Consider the following 24,903-nt stretch of genomic DNA (forward strand, 5'->3'; position numbering starts at 1 on the left):
TGACGTTACGGGCAGGGCCGGTCCACCGGGGCCCGACGCTCGCGCAGCAGCCGGAGCTCCTCGGCCGTGTACGGCCGGGCGGCCAGCTCGCACAGCCTGCGGTACCACAGCTGCGGGTCGACGCGCAGCTGCCGGGTGAAGCCGTCGGAGAACACCTTCAGGTCGTAGCCCTGCAGCCGCAGCCGGCTGCCGGAGGGGGTGGTCAGGGTCGCCACCCGTTTGGCGCTGCGTACCTCCCAGAAGCTCAGCTCGGTGGCACCCAGCGACTCGACGGTGACCAGCTGGCTGTCCGGGCCCGGGGTGAAGCCCAGCATCGACGGGCCCACGCCGATCGGGATGCTCCACGGCGTGCGCTGCGGGTCGGCGACCGGCCAGACCGCCACGATGCCCTTCTCCAGGTTGACGGCCAGCCGGGTGCCGTCCGGGTTGAAGACGACGGAGTTCGGGGTCTGGGTCTCGTCCACCCGGAAAGTGGCCAGCGCCCGGCGACGGTCGAGACTCCAGAGCTGCACCGTGGAGCCCGGCAACACCACCGCGACCTGGTCCGGATGACCCGGCCGGCGGCCCGAGACGAACGCCAGCTGCGCCGCCCGGCTGCGCGCCCCCGGCTCCTTGCCCTCGCGCAGCTCCACCGGTGCGCCGATCGGAGCGCCGGTGGCCACGTTCCAGCGGGTCAGCACGCCGGCGTACAGGACGATGGCCTCGCCGTCCCCGACCGGTACGACCGAGCCGGCCCAGTCGTCGACGGTGTTGTCGGTGATCGGCAGCGCGCCCAGGCCGGGCGGCACCGGCAGCTGTACGCGATGCACGACCGTCAGCGCCGGCAGCGCGTAGACGATGAGCCGGCCGCGGTAGGCGGTGAGCAGGCGTTGGCTGTCACCCGTGATCGCGTGCGGGACGCCGAGGAAGGTGTTGTTCTTCGGGAGCCGCTCGGCGGTGATGGCCCCGACCTGCTGCTTCGTCCCCGACCGCACGACGGTGATACGCCCGCTGAGAGTGTCGAAACGCACGCGGTAGGCGCCGTCGGGTGTCACCAGTGTGCGCCCGCTCAGGTCCAGGTCGTACGCACCGGTCTGGGCGAGGGTGACCGGCGGGCCCAGTGGCAGCCGGTAGAGCTGGGGACCGTCGGCCAGAAGCGCACCGGGCGCCCCGCCGGCGCCGCGGTGGACGGCCAGCCGCCCGATCGGCGTGAAGCCGGTGGTGAGATTGGCCGGCGGTGCCGGCACCCGGTGCAGCTCCCCGGTGCGCGGATCCAGCACCACCAGCGTCGCGCTGGTCCCCCGGTCCACGCCCTCGACTTTGGCGACCGTACCGAACTCACTCGCGGCGTCCATCTCGAGACCGAAGCAGTCCGGCAGGCCGACCGTCCGCACCACCTTGCCGGTGCCGATGTCACGGACCTCGACCCGGTCCTTGGCGCAGGAGAGGGTCAGGGCGCCCCCGGACGCCACCATCAGCCGCTGGCGGCCGCCCCGCAACACCCGCGGCGGCCGTCGGCCGGTCAGGTCGTAGGCCGCGACGAAGTCCAGGGCGCTGAACACCACGGTGCCGGGATCCGGGCCGAAGAACGCCGCCGAGGGCACCAGCTCGCCGTCGGTCGCCGGCAGGCCCGGCACCGCCGCGCGGGTGCGCAGATCCCACATCCGCAGCTCGGCGCTGGTCCCGCCGAAATCCGTCCGCAGCACCAGCAGGCGGCTGTCGTCGGGCGCGAACCGCAACGACTTGACGACCGTGGAGCCGTGCGCGCGGTCCGGCCCGGACGGCGCCAGGTCGACCGGTGGCAGGTCCGGCCGGGTGATGTCGCGGACATAGACCCCGCCCAGGCCGTTGGCGTAGCCCAGGTAACGGCCGGACGGGCTGATCTGGAAACTGCCACCGACGTACGTGTTGCCGGGCGCGAAGCTGATCCGTTGCGGGTCACCCGTGGCGAGGCCACGCCAGACCGTGCCGCCGCCGAACTCGTCGACCACCACGGTCACCGACCCGTCCGAGCTGGTGGAGATGGAGGAGATCGGCGCGCCCGGGGTGGCGGTGAGGCCGGTGAACAGGCGCTGCACCGGTTCGTAGGTCGCGTACTGGGTGAACAGGGCGCCGTACGCCTCCGGGGTCGGCTGGGTGTGCCAGGCGGCCAGGGCGAGCTGCAGGGAGGTGGCCGGATCGCTGCGGCGGAACCGCTCGGCATCGTCGGCGAGCTGCCACGAGACCGCCGTGCGCAGCTGGTCGCGGGCCACCCCGGTCTGCTGCTGGGCGGCCAGCGCGAACGCCCCGGCGATCAGGGTCAGCACGACCAGCGCGGCGGTCACACTGCGGCGGCGGCGGGCCCGGCTGTGCTCCTGCGCCACGCTCGCGCGCACGAATTGCGCCTCTTCCGCGCCCAGATCGGGCGCCCTGTCCCCGGCCCAGCGCACCGCGGTGGTCAGCGCCGCCCCGCGCAGCAGGGCGGCCGGCTCGCGGTGGGTCTCCGTCCAGCGCCGGGTGGCGCGGCGCACCTCGGTCAGCCAGGTGAGGTAGGCACGGTCCTGCTCCAGCCACTCGCGCAGGCGGGGCCACGCGCGGATCAGCGACTCGTGGGCGAGCTCCACCACGTGCTCCCCGGCCGCGCCCGGCCCCACGACGACCAGCCGCGCCACCACCAGCCGGTCCAGGGTGGGACGCAGCCCGCCCGGCAGGTCGGCCAGGCGCAGCGGGCGGCGGCGGAACGTCCCGTCGTCGTCCGGGCCGGCCAGCAGCACCAGCAGCCGGCGGGACCGGACCGGGTCCCGCTCGTACGCGCGGTCGGCGTACCGGGCCACCGCACCCTCGACCCCGCCCAGCTCGTCATAGCCGGCGTGGGTGAGCAGACCGTGCTCGCGGCGCTGCCAGAGCCGGTCCAGGGTGAACTCCAGCAGCGGCAGGGTGCCGGGCTCCGTACCGGCGTCGGCGACGATCCGCTCCACCAGGCCCGGCTCGAACTCGGCCCCGGGCGCGGTCACCGCCGCGCGCAGCTGCCCGGCGGTCATCGGCGCGACCAGCACCAGCCCGGCCTGCATGGCCACGGCGGTCTCCCCGGTCGCGACCGCGTCGAGCTGGCCGCCGCGCAGGGTCACCACGATCAGCAGCCGGGGTGACCCGTCGGCGAGCGTCCCGGCCGCCTCCGCCAGACGATGGAGATGGCCGGTGACGGTCCGGGCGGTGTCCGGGCCGGCCTCCTCGAACTGGTCCATCAGCAGGACCAGGCCCTCCCGGTCGCGCAGCAGCTCCGCGACGCGGCCGGCCGGCGGCTCGGGCCCGCCGGCGGGCGATCCGACGAGCTCACCGAGGATCCGGCTCAGCAGGCTGGCGGCCGGCTCGTCGGGCAGCACGCGGGCCGTGACGACCGTCCGGCCCTGCGCGCGCAGCCGGGGCAGCAGGCCGGCGCGGGCCAGCGAGGACTTGCCGCTGCCGGAGGGCCCGATCAGCACAAGCAGCGGATGCGTGGCGGCCCTGCCGAGCGCATCCTCGATCAGCCGGTCGCGGCCCCGGAAGTACTCGGCGTCACGCTCGGCGAACGCGGTCAGCCCCCGGTACGGCGAGGCCTGGGCCTGCTGCAGCTCCGGATGCTCGGCCAGCAGCGTGCGCACCGGGTGCAGGAAGGCCGTGGTGTGCCCGGCGTCCCCGACCACCGCGACGACCATGCCGACCACTCCGCCGCCGGCACCGAACACCGGCGTGCCGCTGAAGCCGGGGCTGATCGCCCGGGCGTCGGAGACGGCGTCGACCTGCAGCCAGCCGGTGGCCTGCTCGTCGCGGAGCCGGCCGTGCGCCCAGATGCCCTGCTCGGACAGGTCGCCGGGGAAACCGAGGGCTTTGATCTCCGCGCCGGATGGGGCCGGGCCGGGGCTCAGCGCCACGGGCCGGACTCCCTCGGGTGCGCCCTCGTCGAGACGCAGCACGGCGACGTCACCGCGATCGTCCGGGCGGGTCGGAGTCCAGCCGACGACTTCGGCCGTGCGCCGGGCGGTGCCGAGCGCTCCGCGTACCGGGAACTCCAGCGTGACCGGACCGCCGGGCCGCTGCTGCTCGTCGCGGCCGAGAGCGGCCGCCACCACGTGCGCGCACGTGACGACCAGGCCGTCGCCGACGAGGAACCCGGCGCCGACGACCGCACCACCACCGTCGCGGAACCGCACCACCGCGGACTCCGGCCGGGCCAGCTCCGCCACGCGTGCTCCGATCCCCTTCGGCAACGACATCCGACTATATCCACCCGGTCCACTGTGGCGGCCCGCACAAATCCCTGCGTCCGGCGGCCTAGCAGCGGGCAGAATCGGCGGCGTGCATGTACTGGACAACCCCGCATGGGCCGCGCTGACCGGCCCGCACGCCGGCCTGGCCGAGCGGCACGGTCGCAGCGCCCGCTACCTGAGCGACGTCAGCCCGTTCGCGGCCGTCGACGATCCCGCCGACCCGGCCGCCTGGCAGGACCTGGCCGCGCTGGCCGGGACGGACCACGAGCCGCTGCTGGCCGCGCCGGGACTGGCCCGGCAGCCCGGCTGGACGCACGTCGGCGGGGCACCGGGCGTGCAGCTGATCGGGCCGGACGTGCGCGGCGCGGCGGATCCCGAGGCCCAGCTGCTGACCGCCGACGACGTGCCGGAGATGCTGGACCTGGTGCAGCGGACCCGGCCCGGACCGTTCGGCAAGCGCACGCCGGAACTGGGCACCTACCTGGGCCTCCGGCGCGACGGGGTGCTGGCGGCGATGGCCGGTGAACGGATGCGGCTGGACGGCTGGACCGAGGTCAGCGCGGTGTGCACCGACCCGGCGTACCGCGGGGCCGGGCTGGCGACGCGGCTGATCGGGGCGGTGGTGGCCGGCATCCGCTCGCGCGGCGAGGTGCCGTTCCTGCACGCGGCGGGGACCAACACCGGCGCCATCCGGCTCTACGAGCAGCTCGGCTTCACCGTCCGCACGCCGATCGTGTTCGCGGCGTTCCGGCTGGACCCGGCCGGGTAGCTAGAGCTGGCCGTGGTTCGGCGGCTGCACGCCGGCCAGCTCCCAGGCCGCCAGGTGGTGGTACTTCCAGTCGACCGGGTCGTGCACGCTGTGCGTCCGCGCGTTGCGCCAGTGCCGGTCGAGGTCGTACTTGGCCGCCGTCGAGCTGGTGCCGCACATCGCGAACAGCTCCGAGGCCGTCTCGACGGCCACCTCACTGGCGAACGCCTTGGCGGCGGCCACGGCGAGGGAACCGCGGGCGGCGGCCTCGGCGTCGGCCGGGACGAGTCCGATCTCCTCGAGGACGGCTGCCGCCTCCCGCAGCAGGGCGGCGGCTGCTCGGACGCGGCTCGCCGTGCGGCCGTACCGGTGCAGCACGTGCGGATCGCCCGCCGCCGTGGCGGCACCGGCGCGCACCGCCTCGGTGGACGGCCGGGCCTTCTCCCGCAGGTAGGCGGCGGCGTCGCGGAGCGCCCCCTCGGCGATGCCGACCTCGATCGCCGCGTGCACGAGCTGGGCCCGGGCACCCAGCTGCTGCGGCACCTCGAAGGCGCCGGCGTAGTCCAGCACGAGCTCGACCGGCACGTCCTCGAACGTCGTCGTGCCGCTGATCGTGGCGCGCTGGCCCAGCACGTCCCAATCGGTGTCGACGGTGACGCCGACCGCGTCGCGCGGCACGAAGGCCAGCACCAGGCGGCCGTCGCCGTCCAGCGCGCTGACCGCGATCCAGGCCGCCGTCAGCGCGCCGGTGCAGTAGTACTTACGGCCGCTGAGCAGGCCGTCCTTCAGCCGGGTGGACAGGTCCTGGGCGTGCCGGCCGCCGCGTTCGGCCAGCGCGTTGCCGATCCGGCGGCCGGCGAGCACATCGCCGAACAGCCGGGCCCGCAGGGCCGCGTCGCCGTGCACGGCCAGCACGTCGACCAGCAGGAAGTGGGCCTGCGGGACCTGGGCGAGCGCCGGGTCGACCGCCGCGATGACCCGGGTCACCTCGGCCAGCGTCACCGGGCTCAGCGCCGGGCCGCCGTCGGCGGCCGGCACGGTGATCGCGAGCAGCCCCGAGCGGTCCAGGGCGGCCAGGGCCTCGACCGGTACGGCGGCAGCCCCGTCCCGGTCGCGCTGGATCACCCCCGGGGCGAGCGCCGCGGCGACGTCAGCGGCGGCGGCGAGGGCGGCGTCATGCGAATCGATGGTCGGCACCGCCCGATCGTAGGTGCAACCGCACGGCACCGGGACAGCTCCCGGGCCGGCACCCCGGCCGGGTTGTGCTGGATGGATGACGAGTGGCCGCACCTGGAAGCTCTACGCCGCCGCGATGGCGCTCGCCATCGCCGGTTATCAGCTGATCCCCGACAACGGCTGGTGGGAGAGCACCTGGGAAGTCGCCATCGGGTACGCGGGCACCGCCGCCATCGTCCTGGGCGTACGCCGGCTGCCGCTGGCCGACCGGCTGCCCTGGTGGTGCTTCGCCGCCGGCGTCTTCAGCAACGCCACCGGCATCGGTGTCGCCATCTACAGCGATCAGGTGCTGGGCTGGAGCGACATGCCCACCCCGTCCGACCCGTTCTTCCTGGGCCTCTACCCGGCCTGCGCGCTCGGCCTGGCCCTGCTGATCCGCCGCCGCGACCGGCGGCGCAACTGGACCGCGATGGTCGACGCCACCACCATCACCACCGGCCTGGGCCTGCTCGCCTGGGTGTACGTGATCCACCCGGCCGCCCAGGACCCGGACATGTCGGTGCTCGGGCGCACGGTGCAGGTCGCGTACCCGGTCGGGGATCTGCTGCTGCTGGCGATGATGACCCGGCTGTTGCGCAGCGGCGGCAGCCGCGGCGCGCCGTTCTGGTGGATCACCGGCTCGCTGGCCGCGTTCCTCATCGGTGACACCGCCTGGGTGCTGCTGGGCAACCTCGGCGACCTCGGCGTGCACCTGGAGGAGGTGCTCTGGTTCCGCCGGGGCCTGGACGAGGTGTTCCTGGTCGCGTTCACCCTGTTCGGCATCGCCGCGTTGCACACCGGCGCGCGGGAGCTGGGCGTCACCGCGGCGCCGCGGCCGCCCCGGCTGGGCAAGCTGCAGCTGGTCGTGCTGACCACCACGTCGCTGATCGCCCCGGCGATCCTGGCCACCCAGCTCTACCACGGCGGGGTCACGGACGGCCTGGCCATCGTGATCGGCTGCACGGCGCTGTTCCTGCTGGTCGTCACCCGGATGGCGCAGCTGGTCCGGCAGGTGGAACTGCAGACCCGGCAGGTCCGGGAGCTGTCCCGCACCGACGAGCTGACCGGGCTGCCGAACCGGCGCGCCTGGAACGACGAGCTCCCCCGGGCCCTGGAGCACGCCCGTCGCGACGGCGCCCCGCTGGCGGTGGCGCTGCTGGACCTCGACCATTTCAAGAAGTTCAACGACAGCTACGGCCACCCGGCCGGGGACCGGCTGCTCAAGGAGGCGAGCGCGGCCTGGCACGGCGCGCTGCGCCAGGGCGACACGGTGGCCCGCTGGGGCGGCGAGGAGTTCGTCGTGCTGCTGCCGGGCGCCGACGCGGAGGTGGCCCGTGAGGTGATCGGCCGGGCCCTGGCGCGTACGCCGCTGGGTCAGACCTTCTCGGCGGGCGTCGCCCAGTGGGACGGCACCGAGACCTCGGAGGACCTGCTCCAGCGGGCCGACGCCGGCCTGTACGCGGCCAAGGCAGCCGGCCGCAACCAGATCGCCGCCGCGTCGTCACGTGAACATATGCGCAGCTCAGCATAGGGTTACCCACGCCGTTGCGGGATGCCCGGACGCCGGGCCGGGTCGGTATGGTGGGCGGCGGCCGACCGACCGACCCGCCATCCGGAGTGACCACTGTGACCGCACCCGAGGACGTCACCGACCGGCGCGATGCCGCGCCGGGTGACGACATCGCCCGGACTTCGGCACCGCCCGCACCACCGGACGCCCCGGCAACCGGCCGCCGGATCGGCTCGGTCGAGATCCTGGCCGGGCTGCTGGTGCTGCTCGTGGTCTTCCGCAACCCGCTGGCCGCCCTCGTCTCCGCGCCCCGGCTGCAGACCTGGACCACCGTGTTCGTGTCGGTGCTGGTCCAGGCGGTGCCGTTCCTGGTGTTCGGCGTGGTGCTGTCCGCGGTCATCGCCGTGTTCGTGCCGCGCTCGTTCTGGGCCAAGGCGCTGCCCAGGCATCCGGCGCTGGCCGTGCCCGCCGCCGGGCTGGCCGGGGTGGTCCTGCCCGGCTGCGAGTGCGGCAGCGTGCCGATCGCCGGGTCGCTGATCCGCCGCGGCGTCACCCCGGCGGCCGCGCTGGCGTTCCTGCTCTCGGCCCCGGCGATCAACCCGATCGTGCTGACCGCGACCGCGGTCGCCTTCCCCGGCAACCCCGAGATGGTCGTCGCCCGGGGCGTGGCCAGCCTGATCGTGGCCGTGGCGATGGGCTGGCTCTGGCTGCGGCTGGGCAAGGCGGAATGGATCAAGCTGCCGGCCCGCCCGCACGAGGACGGCTCCCGCCTCAAGGCCTTCGTCGCCGCCTGCCGGCACGACGTCATGCACGCCGGCGGATTCCTGGTGCTCGGCGCCGCGGCCGCGGCCACCATCAACGTGGTCGTGCCGGAGAGCTGGCTGCAGACGCTGGCCGGCAACGAAGTGCTGTCGATCATCGCGCTGGCGGTGCTGGCCGTGCTGCTGTCCATCTGCAGTGAGGCGGACGCCTTCGTGGCCGCGTCGCTGTCGCAGTTCTCGCTGACCTCCCGGCTGGTGTTCCTGGTCGTCGGCCCGATGGTCGACCTCAAGCTGATCGCCATGCAGACCGGGGTCTTCGGCCGGCGCTTCTCCGTGCGCTTCGCCCCGGCCACGTTCGCCGCGGCGATCCTGGTCGGCACCGGCATCGGGGCGGTGCTGCTGTGAACAAGCAGGCCCAGGCCGTGATCATGCTGCTGTTCGGCGGCGCGATCCTCAAGGCGAGCCTCTCCGACCTGTACCTGCGCTACGTCAAGGAAGGCCTGCGGCCCTTCCTGATCGGTGCGGGCCTGCTGCTGGTCGCGGCAGCCGTGCTGACCCTCTGGTACGACCTGCGCGGCAAAGCCCAGGCGCACGGCGAGCACCACCACGAGCCGAAGGTGGGGTGGCTGCTGCTGCTGCCCGTACTCGGGCTCCTGCTGGTCGCCCCGCCCGCGCTCGGCTCGGACGCGGCCGGGCAGGCCGGCACGGTGCTGACCGCTCCCGGCACGGACTCGGACTATCCGGCGCTGCCGGCGGGAGACCCCGTCGATCTGGGGCTGCTGGACTACGCCTCCCGGGCGGTCTTCGACGACGGCCGCAGCCTCACCGGGCGCAACCTGCGACTGACCGGCTTCGTCACGCCCGGGCCCGACGGCGCACCGATGTTGGCCCGGATGGTGATGTCCTGCTGCGCCGCCGACGGCCGGCCGATCAAGGTGGCGCTCAGCGGTGAGGTGCCGGCGGCCGTACCGGCGGACACCTGGATCCAGGTGGTCGGCACCTGGACCGGTAAGACCGAACAGGACCCGGTCAACGACGCCAAGGTGCCGTACCTGCAGGTGAAGTCCTGGCAGGAGATCGCCGCACCGAAGCAGCAGTACGAGTGACCCCGCTCCGCGCCCTGGCCGCCCTGGTCGTGGCCCTCGCCGCGGGGGCCGCCCTGCTCGTGTTCGCCCCCGACAAGCCCGGCACCACCCCTGCCGCCCGGACGGGCCTGGCCGCCGCCTGGCCCCGGGCGCAACGCGCCGACCTGCCCGGCAACCTGCGTGACGGGCCGATCTACCACCCGGGCCTGTTCCTCGACGCCCGCACCAGCGTCGGCACCGCGCCCAGCCCCGACGGCACCGCCGAGCGGCTGCTCGTGCGCAACGCCGACGAGACCGTCCGGGAGCTGCGCCGCCGTCCGCTGTCGGGCAACCCCGAGTTCGGTGCCTTCACCATCAGCGGCGACGACCTGGTGTGGACGGAATCCGCCGACGGCAGCCCGCTGGAGATCTGGACCACGAAAGTGGCCGGTGGGCCGGCCCGCCGCCTCACCACCGACACCGGCAACGCCGTGTTCTTCGGCTCCCAGTGGGACCTGGTGCTGGCCGACGGCCGGGTGCACTGGGCCGCCGCCGCACCGGAGGGCGAGCAGGTCACCGAGATCCGCTCGGTCCCCCTGACCGGCGGCCGGGTCGCCGTCCGGGAGGAGCCGGGCACGTGGGCGCTGACCACCTGGCCGTGGCTGACCAACGGCGGCGGCGACCAGTCCGGCACGACGGTCCTGCGCAACCTGGCGGCCAACAAGGACACCCCGGTCCGCACCACCGGACCGGAGCTGATCACCTGCTCCGCGACGTGGTGCCGGGTCCTGGTGATGAACGGCGACGGCCTGGCCCGCATCGACCTGATGCACCCGGACGGTTCGGCCCGCCGGCGCGTGGCGGGCAGCGCGGCCGGGGCGGCGGTCCCGGACGTGGCGGTGCTGGACCGCTTCGAGCTGCTGTCGGAGACCGGCCCGGACTCGGACCTGACCGGTACGGCGGGTCTGCTGATCCACGACCTGAAGACGGACCGCACGGTGGACATCAGCCCGGCGGTCGACGGCGTCTTCACCCGCAACGGCGTGGTCTGGTGGGCCACCGGCGACCAGGACAACCTGGTCTGGCACACCCTGGACCTGCGCACCGTCTGAGAGATCAGCTCCCGGCGCCGGGGTGGCGCCGGGAGCTGGTGACCGGGCTCAGCTGCCGATCGGGCCGCCGTCCAGGCGCCAGGTCACCACGACCGACGGCTTGGCGAAGTCCCCGTCCGGCCACGTCGAGGCCGGCTTCTCGACGCTCGCGCCGGTGATCTCGCCCGGGTGCTGCACCGCGACGAAGACCGACCGGTCGTCGCCGGTGATGAACGGCCCGCAGGTCTCCGCACCCAGCGGCACGGTCAGGAACTGCTTGAGGTGGCCCCGCTCGGATCCCTCGATCGCCGTGGCGAACAGGCCGTCGTTGCTGCCCAGCGCGTTGCCGTCGGTCGAGATCCACAGATTGCCGGCGCTGTCGAAGGCCACGTTGTCCGGGCACGAGATCGGCGACACGGCCGTCTTGTCGTAGCCGGCGAAGTACGTCGACGCGTCGGCCGGGTCACCGCACAGGATCGGCAGTGACCAGGTGAACGACTCGCCGGTGTGGTCGCCGCGGTCCTCGACCAGCTCGAAGATCTGGCCGTGCTTGTTGGCGTTGCGCGGGTTGGCCTCGTCGACGCCGGGGTTGGTGCCGACGCCGCGGTTGGTGTTGTTGGTCATGGCCGCGTAGATCTTGCCCGTACGCGGGCTGGGCTGCACGTCCTCCGGGCGGTCCATCTTGGTCGCCAGCACCGCGTCGCCGGCCAGCCGGGTGAAGGTGAGCACCTCCGCGGCGGTCATGCCGGGCACGTACGAGCGGTTGCCCGACACCAGCTTGATCCAGGTGCCGCGGCCGTCGAAGGCACCGTCGGACGGCAGCTTGCCGGTGCCGTCGATCTCGGCTGCCGGGCTGTCGCCGCCGAGCTTGGCCACGTAGAGGGTGCCCGACTCCAGCAGGGTCAGGTTGTGCCGGCGGGCGTGGGCCGAGTCGCCGGGCAGGTACCTGCCGTCGGAGACGAACTTGTAGAGGTAGTCGAACCGCTCGTCGTCACCCATGTACGCGACCACGTGGCCGTCCTTGGCGACGATGACGTTGGCGCCCTCGTGCTTGAAGCGGCCCATCGCGTTGTGCTTGCGCGGGGTCGAATCAGGGTCGAACGGGTCGACCTCGACGATCCAGCCGAAGCGGTGCGCCTCGTGCGGGTGCACGGCCAGATCGAAACGTTCCTGGGCGCGGTCCCAGCGCCGCGAACCGCTCGGCACCCGGGCCGTGGTGGAGATGCCGTAGCGGGCCAGTTTGGGCTTGAGCGCCTCGGGGGCCGCGTCACCGCCCACGAAGTACTGGTTGAAGTTCTCCTCGCCGGACAGCACGGTGCCCCACGGGGTGACGCCGCCGGAGCAGTTGTTGAGCGTACCGATCGCGGTCCGACCCTTGGGGTCGGCGGCGGTCCGGAGCCACACCGAGCCGGCGGCCGGGCCGGTGAACGCGAACGGCGTCTCCAGCGCGGTGATCCGCCGGTTGTACGGCAGCCGCCGGGCCCGCACGGGCTGCCACTGCCCCGTGCGGTCGACCCGCTCCAGCTCGACGACCGACAGGCCGTGGGCCGCCATCGCGATCTTGAGCTGGTCCACGCTGAGCGCGTCCAGGGTGGTGAAGCCGGGGAACATCAGCTCCTCGTTGGTGTACTCGTGGTTGACCACGAGCAGCGCCCGGCGCCCGTCGCGGCCCAGCGGCAGGACCCCGACGAAGTCGTTGTTGTAGCCGAACTGCGCCGACTGCCGGCGCACGCTCTGCCCGCTGATGTCGAACTCCGGCGCGCCGGGCAGGACCGGGTCGCCCCAGCTCATCACGACGGCCGAGTCGTAGCCGTTCGGGACGATCAGGTTGTCGAGCTTGTTCGGCGGGATGGCCTTGAAGGTCAGCGGGCCGGCCTTCCCGTTCTTGAGGGTGGCAGGCAGGCCCTCGGCGACCGGCGCGGCCGACGCCGGTCCGGCCGTGGCGGCCGCCGTGCCACCGAAGCCGAGCACGAGCGCGCCCACGGCACCGGCGCGCACCACACCGCGGCGCGACATCCCGGTGTTCACGACGTCGCCGAGGTACGGGTTGTCCGTCCGGTTCGGCACCGGGTGGTCGCAGGCGTTGCCGCAGCGGTAGAGGCACGTCATCGCGTCGCGCCCGGTGTGGCCGAGCAGCGGCAGCAGGCGGGGTCGTTCAGTCATCGGGGCAGAGCTCCTCGCAGGCAATATGGCTCCCGTCACGGACGGGGTCGCCTGACGCTAAGAGCTGCGATTGGAGCTGGTCCGGACGTACGGTGAACGCCGGATGAACACGACGGCCCGGGTCGTACCGGGGGTCAGGACTCGAAGTACCGGGGACGTTGCCGCCGGTAGGTCCGGCGGGAGGCCTGCATGAAGTACCGCAGGACGAAGGCGGTCACCGCCGCACTCGCGATCGCGACCAGGATCATGGCGGGCACCGGATTCCGGGTCACCGACAGGTCCGAGACCGAGCTCGCGGGTGCCTGCTGGGCGACGTTCGCCGTTCCGCCCGTGGCCGCGGCCGGCGGCGGCACGGTCGGCAGCGCGGCGAAGTCGACGATGCCGCTGCTCTCCAGCAGCGTCATGTGCGTCATGACGAACTGGTTGGTGCGCTGGGCCAGCTTGCGCACCGTGTCGTTGCGGGTACCGGCCCGGATCGAGGCGATGGCCGGGAAGATCTTGCCGTGCGCCGCCCGCAGCCGGTCGATGTAGACGCGGTCGAACTCCTCGCCTTCCGCGTCGCGCATCTCGGCGAGCCACTTCTGCTGGTCGGCGTTGGGCTTGTCGGGCAGGGTGACGTCCAGCTTCTTGGCCGCGGCCCGGACGAGCTTGTCGAGCGCGACATGCTGGGTGGCGATGTCCTTGCCGATCGCGCGGATCCGCGGATCCTGCGACTTCTCCTGGGCCATCTGGCCGGCCGGGATCTCCCACAGCCCGGCGAGCCGGACCTTGACCGCGAAATCGCGGTCCGCGTCGGAGACGTCACCCCGGCCGCGGTCGGTGAGCAGGCCGTTGGGCGGCACCGGTACGCCGGGTTCGGCCCAGGCCACCTGCGGGTCGAACGCGAGCAGGGCGACCGCGGCCAGTGCCGTGCCCGCCAGGTGACGCAACATCCGATCGACCGCGAACACGTCAACCTCCGGCCATGGTTCTTCGATGATCCTGGTAGGCCGGAATACGGATCGCGGGCTGTTTCGGATCAACGCGCCGAAAATTCCGGCGCCGGCCGCGGGGATGTCAGGTGGGCACCCGGAGATTGCGGTGGATCACCGCGAAGGGGAAGTACATCCGTACGGCGGTCCGGCCACCGGCGGTGCGGGTGGTGAGGACGTCCGCGAGCTGGCGGGCGACCCACAGCCCGGCCGGATCGGCCGGGCTGACCGGCGGCCGGTAGCCGGCGTCGACGGGGATGCACCGTCCGCCGTGGTCCTCGACGTGGACGATCAGCGTGGCGCCCTGACTCCACGCCCGGGTCCGCACCGGCGGCCGGCCATGTCTCAGCCCGTTGGTGACCACTTCACCGGTGGCCGTGACCACCTGCCGGACCGCCGTGGGAACGAAGTGCTGCGAGGTCGCCCACCGGGCGACAGCGGCGCGACAGGCCGCCGCCTCCTCGACGTGCCATACCGTCAGGTCCACCTCCGTGACCGGGGGGACCGCAGCCGTGTCGGCCGGCGCCCGCTCGCCGAGAAAGTCGCCCGGCGCCACGTACCCCGGGTTCTCCACGACGCCTTCGGCGCTCAGCTCACGCTGGTGGACCCGGCGGACCTCGTCGATGATCGACGGCGCCTGCCGGTGGCTGTGCCAGACGCACGTGATCGAGCAGCGGTAGCAGGTGTACACCTCATTGGCCATCGCCTCGTAGCCCAGGTAGGCGGCGGACCGGTCCACCGGTGCGTCGGGGTCGGTCACGACATCGGGCTCGGCGATGATGTGGACGACCTCCTGCCGGGACTGCCGTTCCCGCAGATATCGCAGAAATCTCGAGTAGGTGAAGCCCGTTCGCTGGTAGAACGCGTTCATCGGCGCCCATTGCAGGGCGTGGGCGTCGGGGCCCAGGCGGTCGCGGACGACCGCTTCGGTGTCGGCGCCGACGACCATCAGGACCGGCTGGTCGGATGTGATCTTCCGGCGCAGGAACGGGAGCAGCACGCGGTCGACGGTGTCGTCCGCGTCGACGACGAGGGCGCGGTGGTCGAAGGTCCCCGAGCGGCCGCCATCGGCCAGGCTGATCACTGTCGGCTCCCTGGGCTGTCGTGGCTCCCCTGTCTCAGCGTTACGCCGGGAAGCTCCCGTACACCACACAAGGTCAACATCTCCGTCACTGCCGGTGAGCACTGCAGACACACGGTCGCGCCTACGGCGTGTGCCGTGGCGCCCACCTCGGCGAGCATGCGAAGACCGGCCACATCAAGCACCGTGACGGAGCGGCAATCGACGTCGAGCTGCCCAAGACCGACGAGAGTGCGCATCCGTTGCCCGAGCAGGGGCGCGCTGGCCGCGTCGATCGCGCCGGACACCGCGATCCAGCCGGCCGACCACACCACCTCGCAGTCGGCCAGGACTTCCGACTGCCGCTCCATAGATCACAACCACCGCCATCGACCGGGTCCTCGGCACGCTGCCGCCACCAGCGTCCGACGCGGCCGGCCGGGCCGCAACCCGCTGCCACGAAAGGAGTAACGGGCCCGCCGGTACGCGAGCCCGTCGCACGGGTCAGCTGCCGATCGGGCCTCCGTCCAGGCGCCAGGTCACCACCACGGCCGGCTTGGCGAAGTCGCCGTCGGGCCACGTCGAGGCCGGTTCGTCCAGCGTCGCGCCGTCGATCTCACCGGGATGCTGCACCGCCGTGAAGACCGAGCGGTCGTCGCCGGTGATGAACGGCCCGCAGGTCTCGGCGCCCGGCGGCACGGTCAGGAACTGCTTGAGGTGGCCCCGCTCCGGCCCCTCGATGGCGGTGGCGAACAGGCCGTCGTTGCTGCCCAGCTGGTTGCCGTCGGTGGCGATCCACAGGTTGCCGGTGCTGTCGAAGGCCACGTTGTCCGGGCACGAGATCGGCGACACGGCGGTCTTGTCGTAGCCGGCGAAGTACGTCGACGGGTCGGCCGGGTCGCCGCAGACGATCGGCAGCGACCAGGTGAAGGTCTCACCCGTGTGGTCGCCGCCGTCCTCGACGATCTCGAAGATCTGGCCGTGCTTGTTCTCCCGGCGGGGGTTGGCCTCGTCCGGCCCCGCGTTCGTACCCACGCCGCGGTTGACGTTGTTGGTCAGCGCCGCGTAGATCTTGCCCGTCCGCAGGCTGGGCTGCACGTCCTCGGGCCGGTCCATCTTGGTGGCGCCGACCGCGTCCCCGGCCAGCCGCGCGAACGTCAGCACCTCGGCCGCGGTCATGCCGGGCACGTACGAGCGGTCCCCCGACACCAGCTTGATCCACGTGCCGCGGCCGTCGAAGGCGCCGTCGGACGGCAGCTTGCCGGTGCCGTCGATCTCCGCCGGCGGGCTGTCACCGGTCAGCTTCGCGACGTAGAGCGTCCCGGACTCCAGCAGGGTCAGGTTGTGCCGGCGGGCCGAGGCCGAGCCGCCCGGGACGAACTTCTTCGCGGAGACGAACTTGTAGAGGTAGTCGAACCGCTCGTCGTCGCCCATGTACGCGGCGACCTGACCGTTCCTGGCGACGATGACGTTGGCGCCCTCGTGCTTGAAGCGGCCCATCGCGGTGTGCTTGCGCGGGGTCGAGCCGGGGTCGAACGGGTCGACCTCGACGATCCAGCCGAAGCGGTGCGCCTCGTGCGGGTGTACGGCCAGATCGAAACGCTCCTGGGCGCGGTCCCAGCGCCGGGACTCGTCCGGCACCCGGGTGGTGGTGGAGATGCCGTAGCGGGCCAGGGCCGGTTTGAGGGCGGCCGGGGCGGCGTCGCCACCGACGAAGTACTGGTTGAAGTTCTCCTCGCCGGACAGCACGGTGCCCCACGGGGTGACGCCGCCGGAGCAGTTGTTGAGCGTACCGATCGGGGTCAGGCCGCGGGGATCGGCCGCGGTGCGCAGCAGCGCCGTGCCGGCCGCCGGGCCGGTGAAGCGGAACGGCGTGTCCAGCATGGTCAAACGCCGGTTGTACGGCCGCCGGCCGCCGACGGGCCGCCACTGCCCGGTGCCGCCGACGCGTTCGAGCTCCACCACGGACATGCCGTGCGCGGCCATCGCCACCCGGACCTGCTCGACGCTCAGCGCCTCCTGAGTGGTGAAGCCGGGGAACATCAGCTCCTCGTTGGTGTACTCGTGGTTGGCCACGAGCAGGGCCCGGCGCCCGTCGCGGCCCAGCGGCAGGACACCGAGGAAGTCGTTGTTGTAGCCGAACTGCGCGGACTGCCGGCGCGCGGTCTGCCGGTGCACGTCCAGGCCGGGCACGCCGGGCAGGATCGGGTCGCCCCAGCGGATGACCACCGCGCTGTCGTAGCCGTTGGGCACGATCACCGTGTCCAGCTCGTTCGGCGGGATCGGCTTGAAGGTCAGCGCCCCGGCGCCCCCACCACCGTGCTTGGGCGCTGCCCCGGGCTCGGCGGCCTGCGCGGCGCCCGCGGCAGCCGGCGCGGCCCCGAAGCCGAGGACGAGGGCCCCGACCGCACCGGCCCGGACCACACCCCGGCGCGTCATCGCGGTGTTGACCACGTCACCGAGGTACGGGTTGGCGGACTCGTTGGGCACGGGATGGTCGCAGGCGTTGCCGCAGCGGTACAGGCAGGTCTTCGGATCGCGACCGGCATGCCCGGCCGGTCCGAGAAGGGGTAGCAGGCGGGGTCGGTCGGTCATCGGACGGTCTCCTCACGCGACTCTGCATGATTCATCAAGATCGATGCCGGAAACCTGAGCCTAGTCGCGGGGGCAGGTGAACGGAAGGTGATCGGCTGTTGTCAGAGAGCAAGCTCGGCGACCTGGTCGGCGCAGCCCCAGCAGAGCGTCATGCCGGCGCCGCCGTGCCCGTACGCGTGCACCACCGTCCCGCCCGGCCACTTCTCCGCCTCCACCCGCGGGCCCCCACGCCGCACCGGGCGCAGCCCGACCTTCTCCCCCACGACCGGCGCACCCGCCAGCTCGGGCACCAGGGCCACGCAGCGTTCCAGGATCGCGTCCCGCGTGGCCGGATCGGGCGTGGTGTTCCAGTCCCCCTCCTGCCAGGTGCCGCCCAGCACGACGTCGCGGCTGCGGGGGTGCACGTAGGTCGACGGCTCGCCCTCGTCGCGGACGGAGGTGTAGATGCCGGTGTTGGCGACCAGCACGATCTGCCCGCGGGCCGGGACCACCTCCGGGTCACCGCACAACGCGCCGGCGGCCAGCCCGGTCGCGTTGACCACCACCGGCGCCTCCACCAGGGCCTCCTCCAGCCGGTCGACCCGGCGCCGCCGCACCCGCACCCCGGCGGCCAGCAGCCGCTCGCGCAGCCACGGCAGATACACGCCCATCTCCACCAGGGGCGCCCGGAAGCGCACCTCCCGGGTCCACGGCGGCTCGGCCGGCAGGTAGCGCACGTCCCGCGCGGCCGGCGCCCACCACGGCTCACCGGTCGCGCCGGACCGCTCGAGGTTGCGGGTCTCACGCACCAGCACCCCCGGCACCCGGTCGAAGGCGTCCCGGCGGAACTGGTCGTAGGTGGCCGCGGCCCAGGCCAGGATCCGCCGGTCGAAGCCGGTCCGGGTCGGATACCAGGCCGCGGCGGCCACCGCGGAGACCGTCCGGGCGGGGTCCTCCGGCGTCCACACGGTCACCGCCGCGCCGTGCTGCCGCAGCCGCATCGCCGCTGTCAGACCGATGATGCCGCCGCCCACCACGACCACGTCCGCCATGTCCGTCATCCTGTCGTAACCCGGCTCTGAGTACCCGGGCTCAGTCGCAGGTACGACCGCCCGGACCAGACTGCGGCATGGACACCAATCCGCAACCGAAGACCACCACCGCCTTCTACGTGCAGTCCATCGCCTCCTTCGCGCTGTCCCTGACCGCGGTCGCCACCGGGATCGCGTACCTGCCGGTGGGCAGCTGGATCCGCGCCTTCCTCGCCGTGGGCCTGCTCTACGTCGTCACGTCGGCGTTCACGCTGGCCAAATGCGTCCGCGACATGCAGGACGCGGGCACCGTGGTCCGCCGGGTCGACCAGGCCCGGCTGGACAAGCTGCTGGCCGACCACGACCCGTTCAAGGTCCCGGCCGGCTGAGCCCGAATGCCGGCCCCGTATCCTTGTCGTCGTTGATGCCGGTCACCGATGTGACCGGCGCACGATCGATCCGGAGCAGAGATAATGAGCGAGCACCTGTTCGCGGACGCGACAGGCTTCGCCGGTCTGGCGCTCCGTCCCGAGCTGCTGAAGGCACTGACCAGCTTGGGCTACGAGGAGCCGACGCCGATCCAGCGCGAGGCCATCCCGCCGCTGCTGGAGGGCCACGACCTGCTGGGCCAGGCCGCGACCGGCACCGGCAAGACCGCGGCCTTCGCGCTGCCGCTGCTGCACCGCCTGGAGCCCGACGCCAAGGGCGGCCCGGCCGCCCTGGTGCTGGTGCCCACCCGCGAGCTGGCCGAGCAGGTCTCCCAGGCGGTCCACCGCTACGGCCGTGACCTGGGCGTCCGTGTCCTGCCGGTGTACGGCGGACAGCCCATCGGACGCCAGCTGCAAGCCCTGCAGCGTGGCGTGGACGTTGTGGTCGGCACCCCCGGCCGGGTGCTGGACCACATCAGCCGCGAGACGCTGAACCTCAGCGACGTGCGCACCGTCGTGCTCGACGAGGCCGACGAGATGCTCGACATGGGCTTCGCCGAGGACATCGAGGCCATCCTGGCCGAGACCCCGCAGACCCGGCAGACCGTGCTGTTCTCCGCGACGATGCCGCCGCGCATCGACGGCATCGCCCGCCGCCACCTCAAGGAGCCGGTCCGGATCCAGATGGGCCGCGAGGCCTCCGCCCCCGGCGAGATCCCCCTGGTCCGGCAGAGCGCGTACATCGTGGCCCGGGCGCACAAGCCGGCCGCGCTGGGCCGGGTGCTGGACGTGGAGGCGCCCGCCGCGGCGATCATCTTCTGCCGCACCCGCGAGGAGGTCGACCAGGTCACCGAGACGCTCAACGGGCGCGGCTACCGGGCCGAGGCCCTGCACGGCGGCATGAGCCAGGACCAGCGGGACCGGGTCATGGGCCGGCTGCGCGCCGGCAGCACCGAGCTGCTGGTCGCGACCGACGTGGCCGCCCGCGGGCTGGACGTCGAGCAGCTCACCCACGTGGTCAACTACAACGTGCCGTCGGCGCCCGAGGCGTACGTGCACCGCATCGGCCGGGTCGGGCGCGCGGGCCGCGAGGGCGCCGCGATCACCCTGGCCGAGCCGCGCGAGTCCCGGATGCTCAAGGCGATCGAGCGGCTCACCCGCCAGCGGATCACCCTGGAGAAGGTCCCGACGGTCACCGACCTGCGGGCCCGGCGCCTGGAGCTGACCCGGTCGGCGCTGGAGAGCAGCCTGCAGGCCGACGACCTGGAGCGGTTCCGCGTGGTCATCGAGTCGCTGACCAGTGAGTTCGACATCGAGACGGTGGCCCTGGCCGCGGTCAGGCTGGCCCACGAGGCGGCCGGCGGCGACGTCGACGAGCAGGAGATCCCCACCCCGCGCGAGGTCGTCCGGGACCGCCCCGAGGGCCGCGACGGCAAGCGTCCCGAGCGCCGCGGCGGACCGGCCGGGGCCGGCGTCGCGCGGCTGTTCATCGGCCTCGGCCGGCGGGCCGGGCTGCGCCCGCAGGACCTGGTCGGCGCGATCGCCGGCGAGTCCGGGCTCAGCGCCCGCGACATCGGCGCGATCCAGATCACCGACCGCTTCTCGCTGGTCGAGGTGCCGGAATCGGCCGCCGAGATGGTGATCGAGGCGATGTCGCAGGCCACGATCCGGGGCCGCAAACCGACCGTACGCCGGGAGCGTTACAGCCGCTGAAGCGTGGCCGGGTCGTCCTCGCCGCCGTAGTAGCGGTCGAGCACGGCCCGGAACACGGCCGGGTCCTCGGCCGCGTGGGCGAAGAGCGTCATCGACGACCGCAGCTTGAGGTCGTCCGGAGTGCCCAGAATCTGCGTGGCGGTGCGGCCGTGCACGCCGAGCAGGGCCCGCGCGCACTCGGTCAGCCGGGGCCCGAGCACCGGATGGGCCAGGTAGGACCGGGCCTCGTCCAGGTCGGCGATGGCGTAGTGCTGCGCGGTGGCGGTGCGGCCGAGCCCGGCGATCTGCGGGAAGACGAACCACATCCAGTGGCTGCGCTTGCTGCCCGCCGTCAGCTCGGCCAGGGCCCGCTCGTGGACGTCCTGCTGGGCGCTGACGAAGCGGGCCAGGTCGCTCACTTGCGGCGCGCCTTGCGGGTGCTCTTGGCGTTGGCCTTCTGGATGGCCTCGACCAGCTCGGACTTCTTCATCGAGGTCCGGCCGCTGATGTCGAGCTTCTTGGCCACGCTGAGCAGGTGCTCCTTGCTGGCGTTGGCGTCGACCCCACCGGCGGTCTGCTTCGGGGTGTCCCGCCCGCCGGCCGCCTTGGCGTCGCTGGGACCCTTCTTCGCCTTGGGCTCCCAGTGGTCGCCGACCTTCTCGAACGAGTGCTTGACCGCGGCCAGGGCGGTCCGGTGGGCGCGCTCGCCCTCGCCGTACTCCTTGACGGCCGAGTCGTGCGCCGCGACGTACGTGTCCTGCGCCTTCTTCGGGGACCGCTTCAGCGTCCCCGGCATGTCCTCACGAGTTGGCATACCGATCAGGTTTCCCGGGCCGGGCAGCGGCAAACCGCGGGCGTCGTTCCCGGGGATGAGACGCGGGTCGTTCCCGGGACCGATGACCGCCTCCGGCCGGCCGCCTACGATCGCTGCGTGCGCCTTCCCCGGGACCAGGAACGGATCGCGGGCAGCTCCGTCGCGGCGGGACTGTCCGTGGTCCTGGTGGCGCTCGTGCTGATCACCCCGGGCGGCCCGGCGACCACCGCGGGCCGGGCGGTCGCCGTGGTCTGTGCGCTGGTGCAGGCGGGCACCGTGGCGTTCATGAGGTGGCGGCCCGAGGCGGCGATGGCGGTGGCCGTGGTCGCCGGCATCGGCCTGGAGGTGCTGACCCCGGACATCGGCTGGCTGGGCCAGTCCGCCGCCGTGCTGGCCTGCTACACCCGGCTGCGCACGCCGCGCCGGTCGCTGTGGGTGCTGGCTCTGCTGGTCGCGGCGACCCCGTGGAAGCTGGTCGACGGCGACTGGCGCAATCTGCTGCTGGCCGCCGCGGGGCCCGCGCTGGGCTGGACGCTGGGCGAGCTCGGGCGCACCCGGGCGCTGCGGCGCGAGGACCAGCGGCGGCGCCTCGTGCTGCGGGAACGCCACCGGATCGCCCGCGAGCTGCACGACGTCCTGGCCCACACGGTGTCGGTCATCGTCGTGCAGGCGGCCGCCGCCGAGGACGTCTTCGATCGCCGGCCCGAGCAGGCCCGCACGGCGCTGGGGACGATCGCCACGGCGGCCCGTTCCACCCTGGCTGAGCTGCGGGTCCTGCTGCACACGATGAGCGCCGACGACCCCGCCGACGGTGGCCCGCAGCCGGGGCTGGCGCAGCTGGAGGCGCTCGCTGCCGCGCTCGGCGCCACGGGCCTGCGGGTCGACCTGCGCACCGAGCTGCGCGAGCTGCCCGCGGCGGTGGACCTGTCGGCCTACCGGATCGTGCAGGAGTCGCTGACCAACACGCTGCGGCACAGCCAGGCGACCCGGGCCGAGGTGACGGTGCGGTGCGAGCCGGACGCGCTGCGGGTGGAGGTCCGCGACGAGGGCCCGGCGCGTGCGGTCGGACGGGTCGACGGGTCGGGGCACCGCGGCATCGTGGGCATGCGGGAACGCGCGCAGTTGCTCGGCGGCACGCTGGACGCCGGGCCGCTGCCGGGTGGCGGCTTCCGGGTCCGCGCCGACCTACCCTTGGCCCGGGCCGCGTGACCGCGCCGGCCGCGGCTGGCCGACGGCCTCCGGAGGCGGGCGAAGGCCGGGCGGCGACGGTCGCGGGCGAAGGCCGGGCGGCGACGGTCGCGGGAGGGGGCCGATGACGTCGATCAGGGTGTTGATCGCCGATGACCAGGAGCTGGTCCGGGCCGGTTTCGCGATGATCATCGACAGTCGTGACGACCTGGAGGTCGTCGGTGAGGCGGGTGACGGCCGCAGTGCCGTCGCCCTGGCGGCCGAGGTCCGGCCCGACGTCATCCTGATGGATGTGCGGATGCCCGGCATGGACGGCATCGCGGCCGCCCGGCAGCTCGCCCGGGCCGGCCACCCGGCCCGGATCATCATGCTGACCACGTTCGACCTGGACGAGCCGGTGTTCGCCGCGCTGCGGGCCGGGGCCAGCGGCTTCCTGCTCAAGGACATCCGGCCGGCCGAGCTGGCCGACGCCATCCGGGTGGTCGCGAGCGGCGAGGCCCTGCTGGCCCCCACCGTGACCCGCCGGCTGCTGGACCGCTTCGCGCTCGAGCTGCCCGGCGGGGAGCCGCCCCGGAGCCTGGCGGCGCTCAGCGAGCGGGAGGTCGAGGTCCTCGCCCTGGTCGCCCGGGCGCTGTCCAACGACGAGATCGCGGAACGGCTCACGCTGAGCCGGGCGACCGTCAAGACGCACCTGTCGGCGATCCTGTCCAAACTGGGCCTGCGGGACCGGGTGCAGGCGGCGGTGCTCGCGTACGAGGTGGGGCTGGTCCGGCCCGGCACCACTCCGCCCCGGGACTGAGCCGCGGACCGATCCGTGGACCGATTCGCTCACCGCGCCGGGACGGCACGCTCGAGGCCATGATGAAACTGCTGTTGGCGGCGCTGGCCGCCGTACCGCTGGGTCTGGGTGGGCCCGCGCCCGCACCGGGCGCGCCCGTCGCCGCTTGCGGAGCCCTGTCCCGGGTGGAGCTGCCCGGCGTGCGGATCGCCTCGGCCGCCCCCGAGACTGTCCGGGGCAACGAGTTCTGCGCCGTGCACGGCAGCTTCACGCCGGGCACCACCTTCACGATCAAGATGCCGACCAGCGGCTGGACCGGCCAGTACGTGCAGCAGGGCTGCTCGGGCCTGTGCGGCAGCGTGCCGGAGCTCGACGTGCCCCCGCTCGGCTACAGCTGCCCAGCGGCCCTGGCCGGCAAGCTGGCCCTCGCCGCCTCCGACAGCGGGCACCGGGGCACGGACACGCAACCGGCCACCTGGGGCGCCGATCCGCGCCGGCGGGTCGAGTTCGGTCTCACCTCGGAGCACAAGCTGGCCGGTGTGGCGACGGCGGTGCTGCGCGCGTACTACGGGCGGGGGCCCGCGCACCGGTACTTCGACGGATGCTCGACCGGGGGCCGGCAGGGGCTGACGCTGGCCCAGCGGTATCCGGCCGACTTCGACGGCATTCTGGCCGGGGCGCCGGTGACCGACCTCGCGCTGCTGTCCGGCGTGTTCAACCCCTGGCTGGTCCGGCACAACACCGCCGCCGACGGCGGGCAGATCCTCAGCGCCGAGAAGCTGCCGGCCCTGCACGCGGCGGTCGCCCGGGCCTGCGGCGAGGTCATCACCGATCCGCGGCAGTGCGGTTTCCGGCCCGCCTCGCTGCGTTGCCCGGCCGGGGTCGACGGTCCGGCGTGCCTGACCGGCGCGCAGGTGGCCGCGGTGACGGCGTTCTACCGGGGGCCGGTCGACCGGGCCGGGCGCAACCTCTTCCACGGTGGAGTGCCGTACGGCTCGGAGTTGACCTGGACCTGGTTCATCGGCCCGGCGGGCACCCGGCCGGCGGCGACCGACGCGGCCGTGATCGCGCTGAACTACCTGCGGTATCTGGCCTATCCGGTGAATCCGCCGCCGACGTACTCGCTCGACGACGTGCGCTTCGACCGGGCGGCCGTCGACCGGCTGTCGATCGTCGGGGATGCCCTCTACCGCGCCGACAATCCCGATCTGGCGGCGTTCCGGGGCCGCGGCGGCAAGCTGATCCTCTACCACGGTTGGGCGGACGGCGTGATTCCGCCCTGGTCCACGATCGACTACTACCGGGCCGTGGAGCGGCGGGCGGGCGGCTTCGCCCGGGCCCGGTCGTTCTCCCGGCTCTACCTCATCCCGGCCGGCTACCACTGCCTCTTCGGCCCGGACCTGCACCGGGTCACCGAGATCGGGGTGCCGGAGCTGCTCACCCCGCTGATGGACTGGGTCGAGTCCGGAGTGGCGCCGGGCGAGCTCGCGGTGCCGACGGTCACCGCCACCGACCCGCCGGAGCTGGTGCGATACCTGACAGTGCAACCGTTCCACAGTGGTCGACACTGACGACGACAATGTCAGGGACGCCCGGTCCGTCAGCATCGG

General features: G+C 73.4%; 20 protein-coding genes. 10 read left to right on the forward strand and 10 right to left on the reverse strand.

The features are described from left to right. Positions 1 to 5: 5 nt before the first annotated feature. Complete coding sequence (locus AB0C12_RS34695; protein WP_360554328.1) at positions 6 to 4,211, reverse strand: serine protease; 4,206 nt, start codon at positions 4,209 to 4,211, stop codon at positions 6 to 8. Positions 4,212 to 4,293: 82 nt separating this feature from the next. Between AB0C12_RS34695 and AB0C12_RS34700 the strand changes: the two genes are divergently transcribed. Further along, positions 4,294 to 4,974, forward strand: a complete 681-nt coding sequence (locus AB0C12_RS34700; protein WP_360554329.1) for a GNAT family N-acetyltransferase — start codon at positions 4,294 to 4,296, stop codon at positions 4,972 to 4,974. Here AB0C12_RS34700 and AB0C12_RS34705 read toward each other — a convergent pair whose 3' ends face one another. Next, positions 4,975 to 6,150: an acyl-CoA dehydrogenase family protein gene (locus AB0C12_RS34705; protein WP_360554331.1), complete on the reverse strand. Its 1,176-nt coding sequence runs from the start codon at positions 6,148 to 6,150 to the stop codon at positions 4,975 to 4,977. It lies immediately after the preceding gene. Positions 6,151 to 6,226: 76 nt separating this feature from the next. Between AB0C12_RS34705 and AB0C12_RS34710 the strand changes: the two genes are divergently transcribed. The 4 genes from AB0C12_RS34710 to AB0C12_RS34725 all read left to right on the forward strand — a co-directional run bounded on the left by AB0C12_RS34710 (position 6,227) and on the right by AB0C12_RS34725 (position 10,615). After that, on the forward strand, positions 6,227 to 7,699 hold the full coding sequence (locus tag AB0C12_RS34710; protein WP_360554333.1) for a GGDEF domain-containing protein: 1,473 nt from the start codon (positions 6,227 to 6,229) through the stop codon (positions 7,697 to 7,699). 149 nt (positions 7,700 to 7,848) lie between these two features. Then, complete coding sequence (locus tag AB0C12_RS34715) at positions 7,849 to 8,844, forward strand: permease (protein ID WP_360554831.1); 996 nt, start codon at positions 7,849 to 7,851, stop codon at positions 8,842 to 8,844. Further along, the gene (locus AB0C12_RS34720) at positions 8,841 to 9,545 is read left to right on the forward strand and encodes a TIGR03943 family protein (protein ID WP_360554335.1); all 705 of its coding nucleotides are present in this window, start codon (positions 8,841 to 8,843) and stop codon (positions 9,543 to 9,545) included. Before AB0C12_RS34715 ends, AB0C12_RS34720 begins: the two co-directional genes overlap by 4 nt. Further along, on the forward strand, positions 9,542 to 10,615 hold the full coding sequence (locus AB0C12_RS34725; protein WP_360554336.1) for a hypothetical protein: 1,074 nt from the start codon (positions 9,542 to 9,544) through the stop codon (positions 10,613 to 10,615). The genes AB0C12_RS34720 and AB0C12_RS34725 overlap by 4 nt, the downstream gene beginning before the upstream one ends. Before the next feature lie 48 nt (positions 10,616 to 10,663). Here AB0C12_RS34725 and AB0C12_RS34730 read toward each other — a convergent pair whose 3' ends face one another. The 6 genes from AB0C12_RS34730 to AB0C12_RS34755 all read right to left on the reverse strand — a co-directional run bounded on the left by AB0C12_RS34730 (position 10,664) and on the right by AB0C12_RS34755 (position 18,414). Beyond that, positions 10,664 to 12,757, reverse strand: a complete 2,094-nt coding sequence (locus AB0C12_RS34730; RefSeq protein WP_360554338.1) for a PhoX family phosphatase — start codon at positions 12,755 to 12,757, stop codon at positions 10,664 to 10,666. A gap of 134 nt (positions 12,758 to 12,891) precedes the next feature. Further along, positions 12,892 to 13,707, reverse strand: coding sequence for a DUF4142 domain-containing protein (locus AB0C12_RS34735; protein ID WP_360554340.1), 816 nt, complete (start codon positions 13,705 to 13,707; stop codon positions 12,892 to 12,894). A 106-nt stretch (positions 13,708 to 13,813) separates the two neighbouring features. Next, positions 13,814 to 14,812 (reverse strand): sensor histidine kinase, encoded by a 999-nt coding sequence (locus AB0C12_RS34740; RefSeq protein WP_360554341.1) that lies wholly within the window; start codon positions 14,810 to 14,812, stop codon positions 13,814 to 13,816. Beyond that, on the reverse strand, positions 14,809 to 15,159 hold the full coding sequence (locus AB0C12_RS34745; protein WP_360554343.1) for an STAS domain-containing protein: 351 nt from the start codon (positions 15,157 to 15,159) through the stop codon (positions 14,809 to 14,811). The genes AB0C12_RS34740 and AB0C12_RS34745 overlap by 4 nt, the downstream gene beginning before the upstream one ends. 133 nt (positions 15,160 to 15,292) lie before the next feature. Then, positions 15,293 to 17,383, reverse strand: a complete 2,091-nt coding sequence (locus AB0C12_RS34750) for a PhoX family phosphatase (RefSeq protein WP_360554344.1) — start codon at positions 17,381 to 17,383, stop codon at positions 15,293 to 15,295. Between the two features lie 101 nt (positions 17,384 to 17,484). Beyond that, a complete protein-coding gene (locus AB0C12_RS34755) occupies positions 17,485 to 18,414 on the reverse strand; it encodes an FAD-dependent oxidoreductase (protein ID WP_360554345.1) in 930 nt (309 codons plus the stop codon). Between the two features lie 77 nt (positions 18,415 to 18,491). Here AB0C12_RS34755 and AB0C12_RS34760 point away from each other — a divergent pair, with 77 nt between their 5' ends. Continuing rightward, on the forward strand, positions 18,492 to 18,782 hold the full coding sequence (locus tag AB0C12_RS34760) for a YiaA/YiaB family inner membrane protein (RefSeq protein WP_360554347.1): 291 nt from the start codon (positions 18,492 to 18,494) through the stop codon (positions 18,780 to 18,782). Between the two features lie 84 nt (positions 18,783 to 18,866). Next, on the forward strand, positions 18,867 to 20,534 hold the full coding sequence (locus AB0C12_RS34765) for a DEAD/DEAH box helicase (RefSeq protein ID WP_360554348.1): 1,668 nt from the start codon (positions 18,867 to 18,869) through the stop codon (positions 20,532 to 20,534). On the opposite strand, the gene AB0C12_RS34770 is transcribed toward AB0C12_RS34765, so the two are convergent. Then, positions 20,522 to 20,932, reverse strand: coding sequence for a DUF1810 domain-containing protein (locus AB0C12_RS34770; RefSeq protein WP_360554350.1), 411 nt, complete (start codon positions 20,930 to 20,932; stop codon positions 20,522 to 20,524). The genes AB0C12_RS34765 and AB0C12_RS34770 overlap by 13 nt on opposite strands. Then, on the reverse strand, positions 20,929 to 21,327 hold the full coding sequence (locus AB0C12_RS34775) for a ChaB family protein (RefSeq protein ID WP_360554352.1): 399 nt from the start codon (positions 21,325 to 21,327) through the stop codon (positions 20,929 to 20,931). The genes AB0C12_RS34770 and AB0C12_RS34775 overlap by 4 nt, the downstream gene beginning before the upstream one ends. A gap of 117 nt (positions 21,328 to 21,444) precedes the next feature. On the opposite strand from AB0C12_RS34775, the gene AB0C12_RS34780 reads away from it, so the two are divergent. The 3 genes from AB0C12_RS34780 to AB0C12_RS34790 all read left to right on the forward strand — a co-directional run bounded on the left by AB0C12_RS34780 (position 21,445) and on the right by AB0C12_RS34790 (position 24,864). Beyond that, entirely contained in the window at positions 21,445 to 22,536 is a 1,092-nt protein-coding gene (locus AB0C12_RS34780; RefSeq protein WP_360554354.1) for a sensor histidine kinase, read from the forward strand. 103 nt (positions 22,537 to 22,639) lie between these two features. Continuing rightward, positions 22,640 to 23,314: a response regulator transcription factor gene (locus tag AB0C12_RS34785; protein WP_360554356.1), complete on the forward strand. Its 675-nt coding sequence runs from the start codon at positions 22,640 to 22,642 to the stop codon at positions 23,312 to 23,314. A 59-nt stretch (positions 23,315 to 23,373) separates the two neighbouring features. After that, positions 23,374 to 24,864 (forward strand): tannase/feruloyl esterase family alpha/beta hydrolase, encoded by a 1,491-nt coding sequence (locus AB0C12_RS34790; protein WP_360554358.1) that lies wholly within the window; start codon positions 23,374 to 23,376, stop codon positions 24,862 to 24,864. Positions 24,865 to 24,903 lie beyond the last annotated feature (39 nt).

This window comes from Actinoplanes sp. NPDC048967, assembly GCF_040649415.1.
Taxonomy (GTDB): domain Bacteria; phylum Actinomycetota; class Actinomycetes; order Mycobacteriales; family Micromonosporaceae; genus Actinoplanes.

Bases quoted from the DNA above. Each gene is read 5' to 3' on its own strand.
- AB0C12_RS34695 (WP_360554328.1), bottom strand. From the start codon at position 4,211: ATGTCGTTGCCGAAGGGGATCGGAGCACGCGTGGCGGAGCTGGCCCGG.
- AB0C12_RS34775 (WP_360554352.1), bottom strand. From the start codon at position 21,327: ATGCCAACTCGTGAGGACATGCCGGGGACGCTGAAGCGGTCCCCGAAG.
- AB0C12_RS34730 (WP_360554338.1), bottom strand. From the start codon at position 12,757: ATGACTGAACGACCCCGCCTGCTGCCGCTGCTCGGCCACACCGGGCGC.
- AB0C12_RS34755 (WP_360554345.1), bottom strand. From the start codon at position 18,414: ATGGCGGACGTGGTCGTGGTGGGCGGCGGCATCATCGGTCTGACAGCG.
- AB0C12_RS34750 (WP_360554344.1), bottom strand. From the start codon at position 17,383: ATGACCGACCGACCCCGCCTGCTACCCCTTCTCGGACCGGCCGGGCAT.
- AB0C12_RS34765 (WP_360554348.1), top strand. From the start codon at position 18,867: ATGAGCGAGCACCTGTTCGCGGACGCGACAGGCTTCGCCGGTCTGGCG.
- AB0C12_RS34785 (WP_360554356.1), top strand. From the start codon at position 22,640: ATGACGTCGATCAGGGTGTTGATCGCCGATGACCAGGAGCTGGTCCGG.
- AB0C12_RS34760 (WP_360554347.1), top strand. From the start codon at position 18,492: ATGGACACCAATCCGCAACCGAAGACCACCACCGCCTTCTACGTGCAG.
- AB0C12_RS34710 (WP_360554333.1), top strand. From the start codon at position 6,227: ATGACGAGTGGCCGCACCTGGAAGCTCTACGCCGCCGCGATGGCGCTC.
- AB0C12_RS34790 (WP_360554358.1), top strand. From the start codon at position 23,374: ATGATGAAACTGCTGTTGGCGGCGCTGGCCGCCGTACCGCTGGGTCTG.
- AB0C12_RS34745 (WP_360554343.1), bottom strand. From the start codon at position 15,159: ATGGAGCGGCAGTCGGAAGTCCTGGCCGACTGCGAGGTGGTGTGGTCG.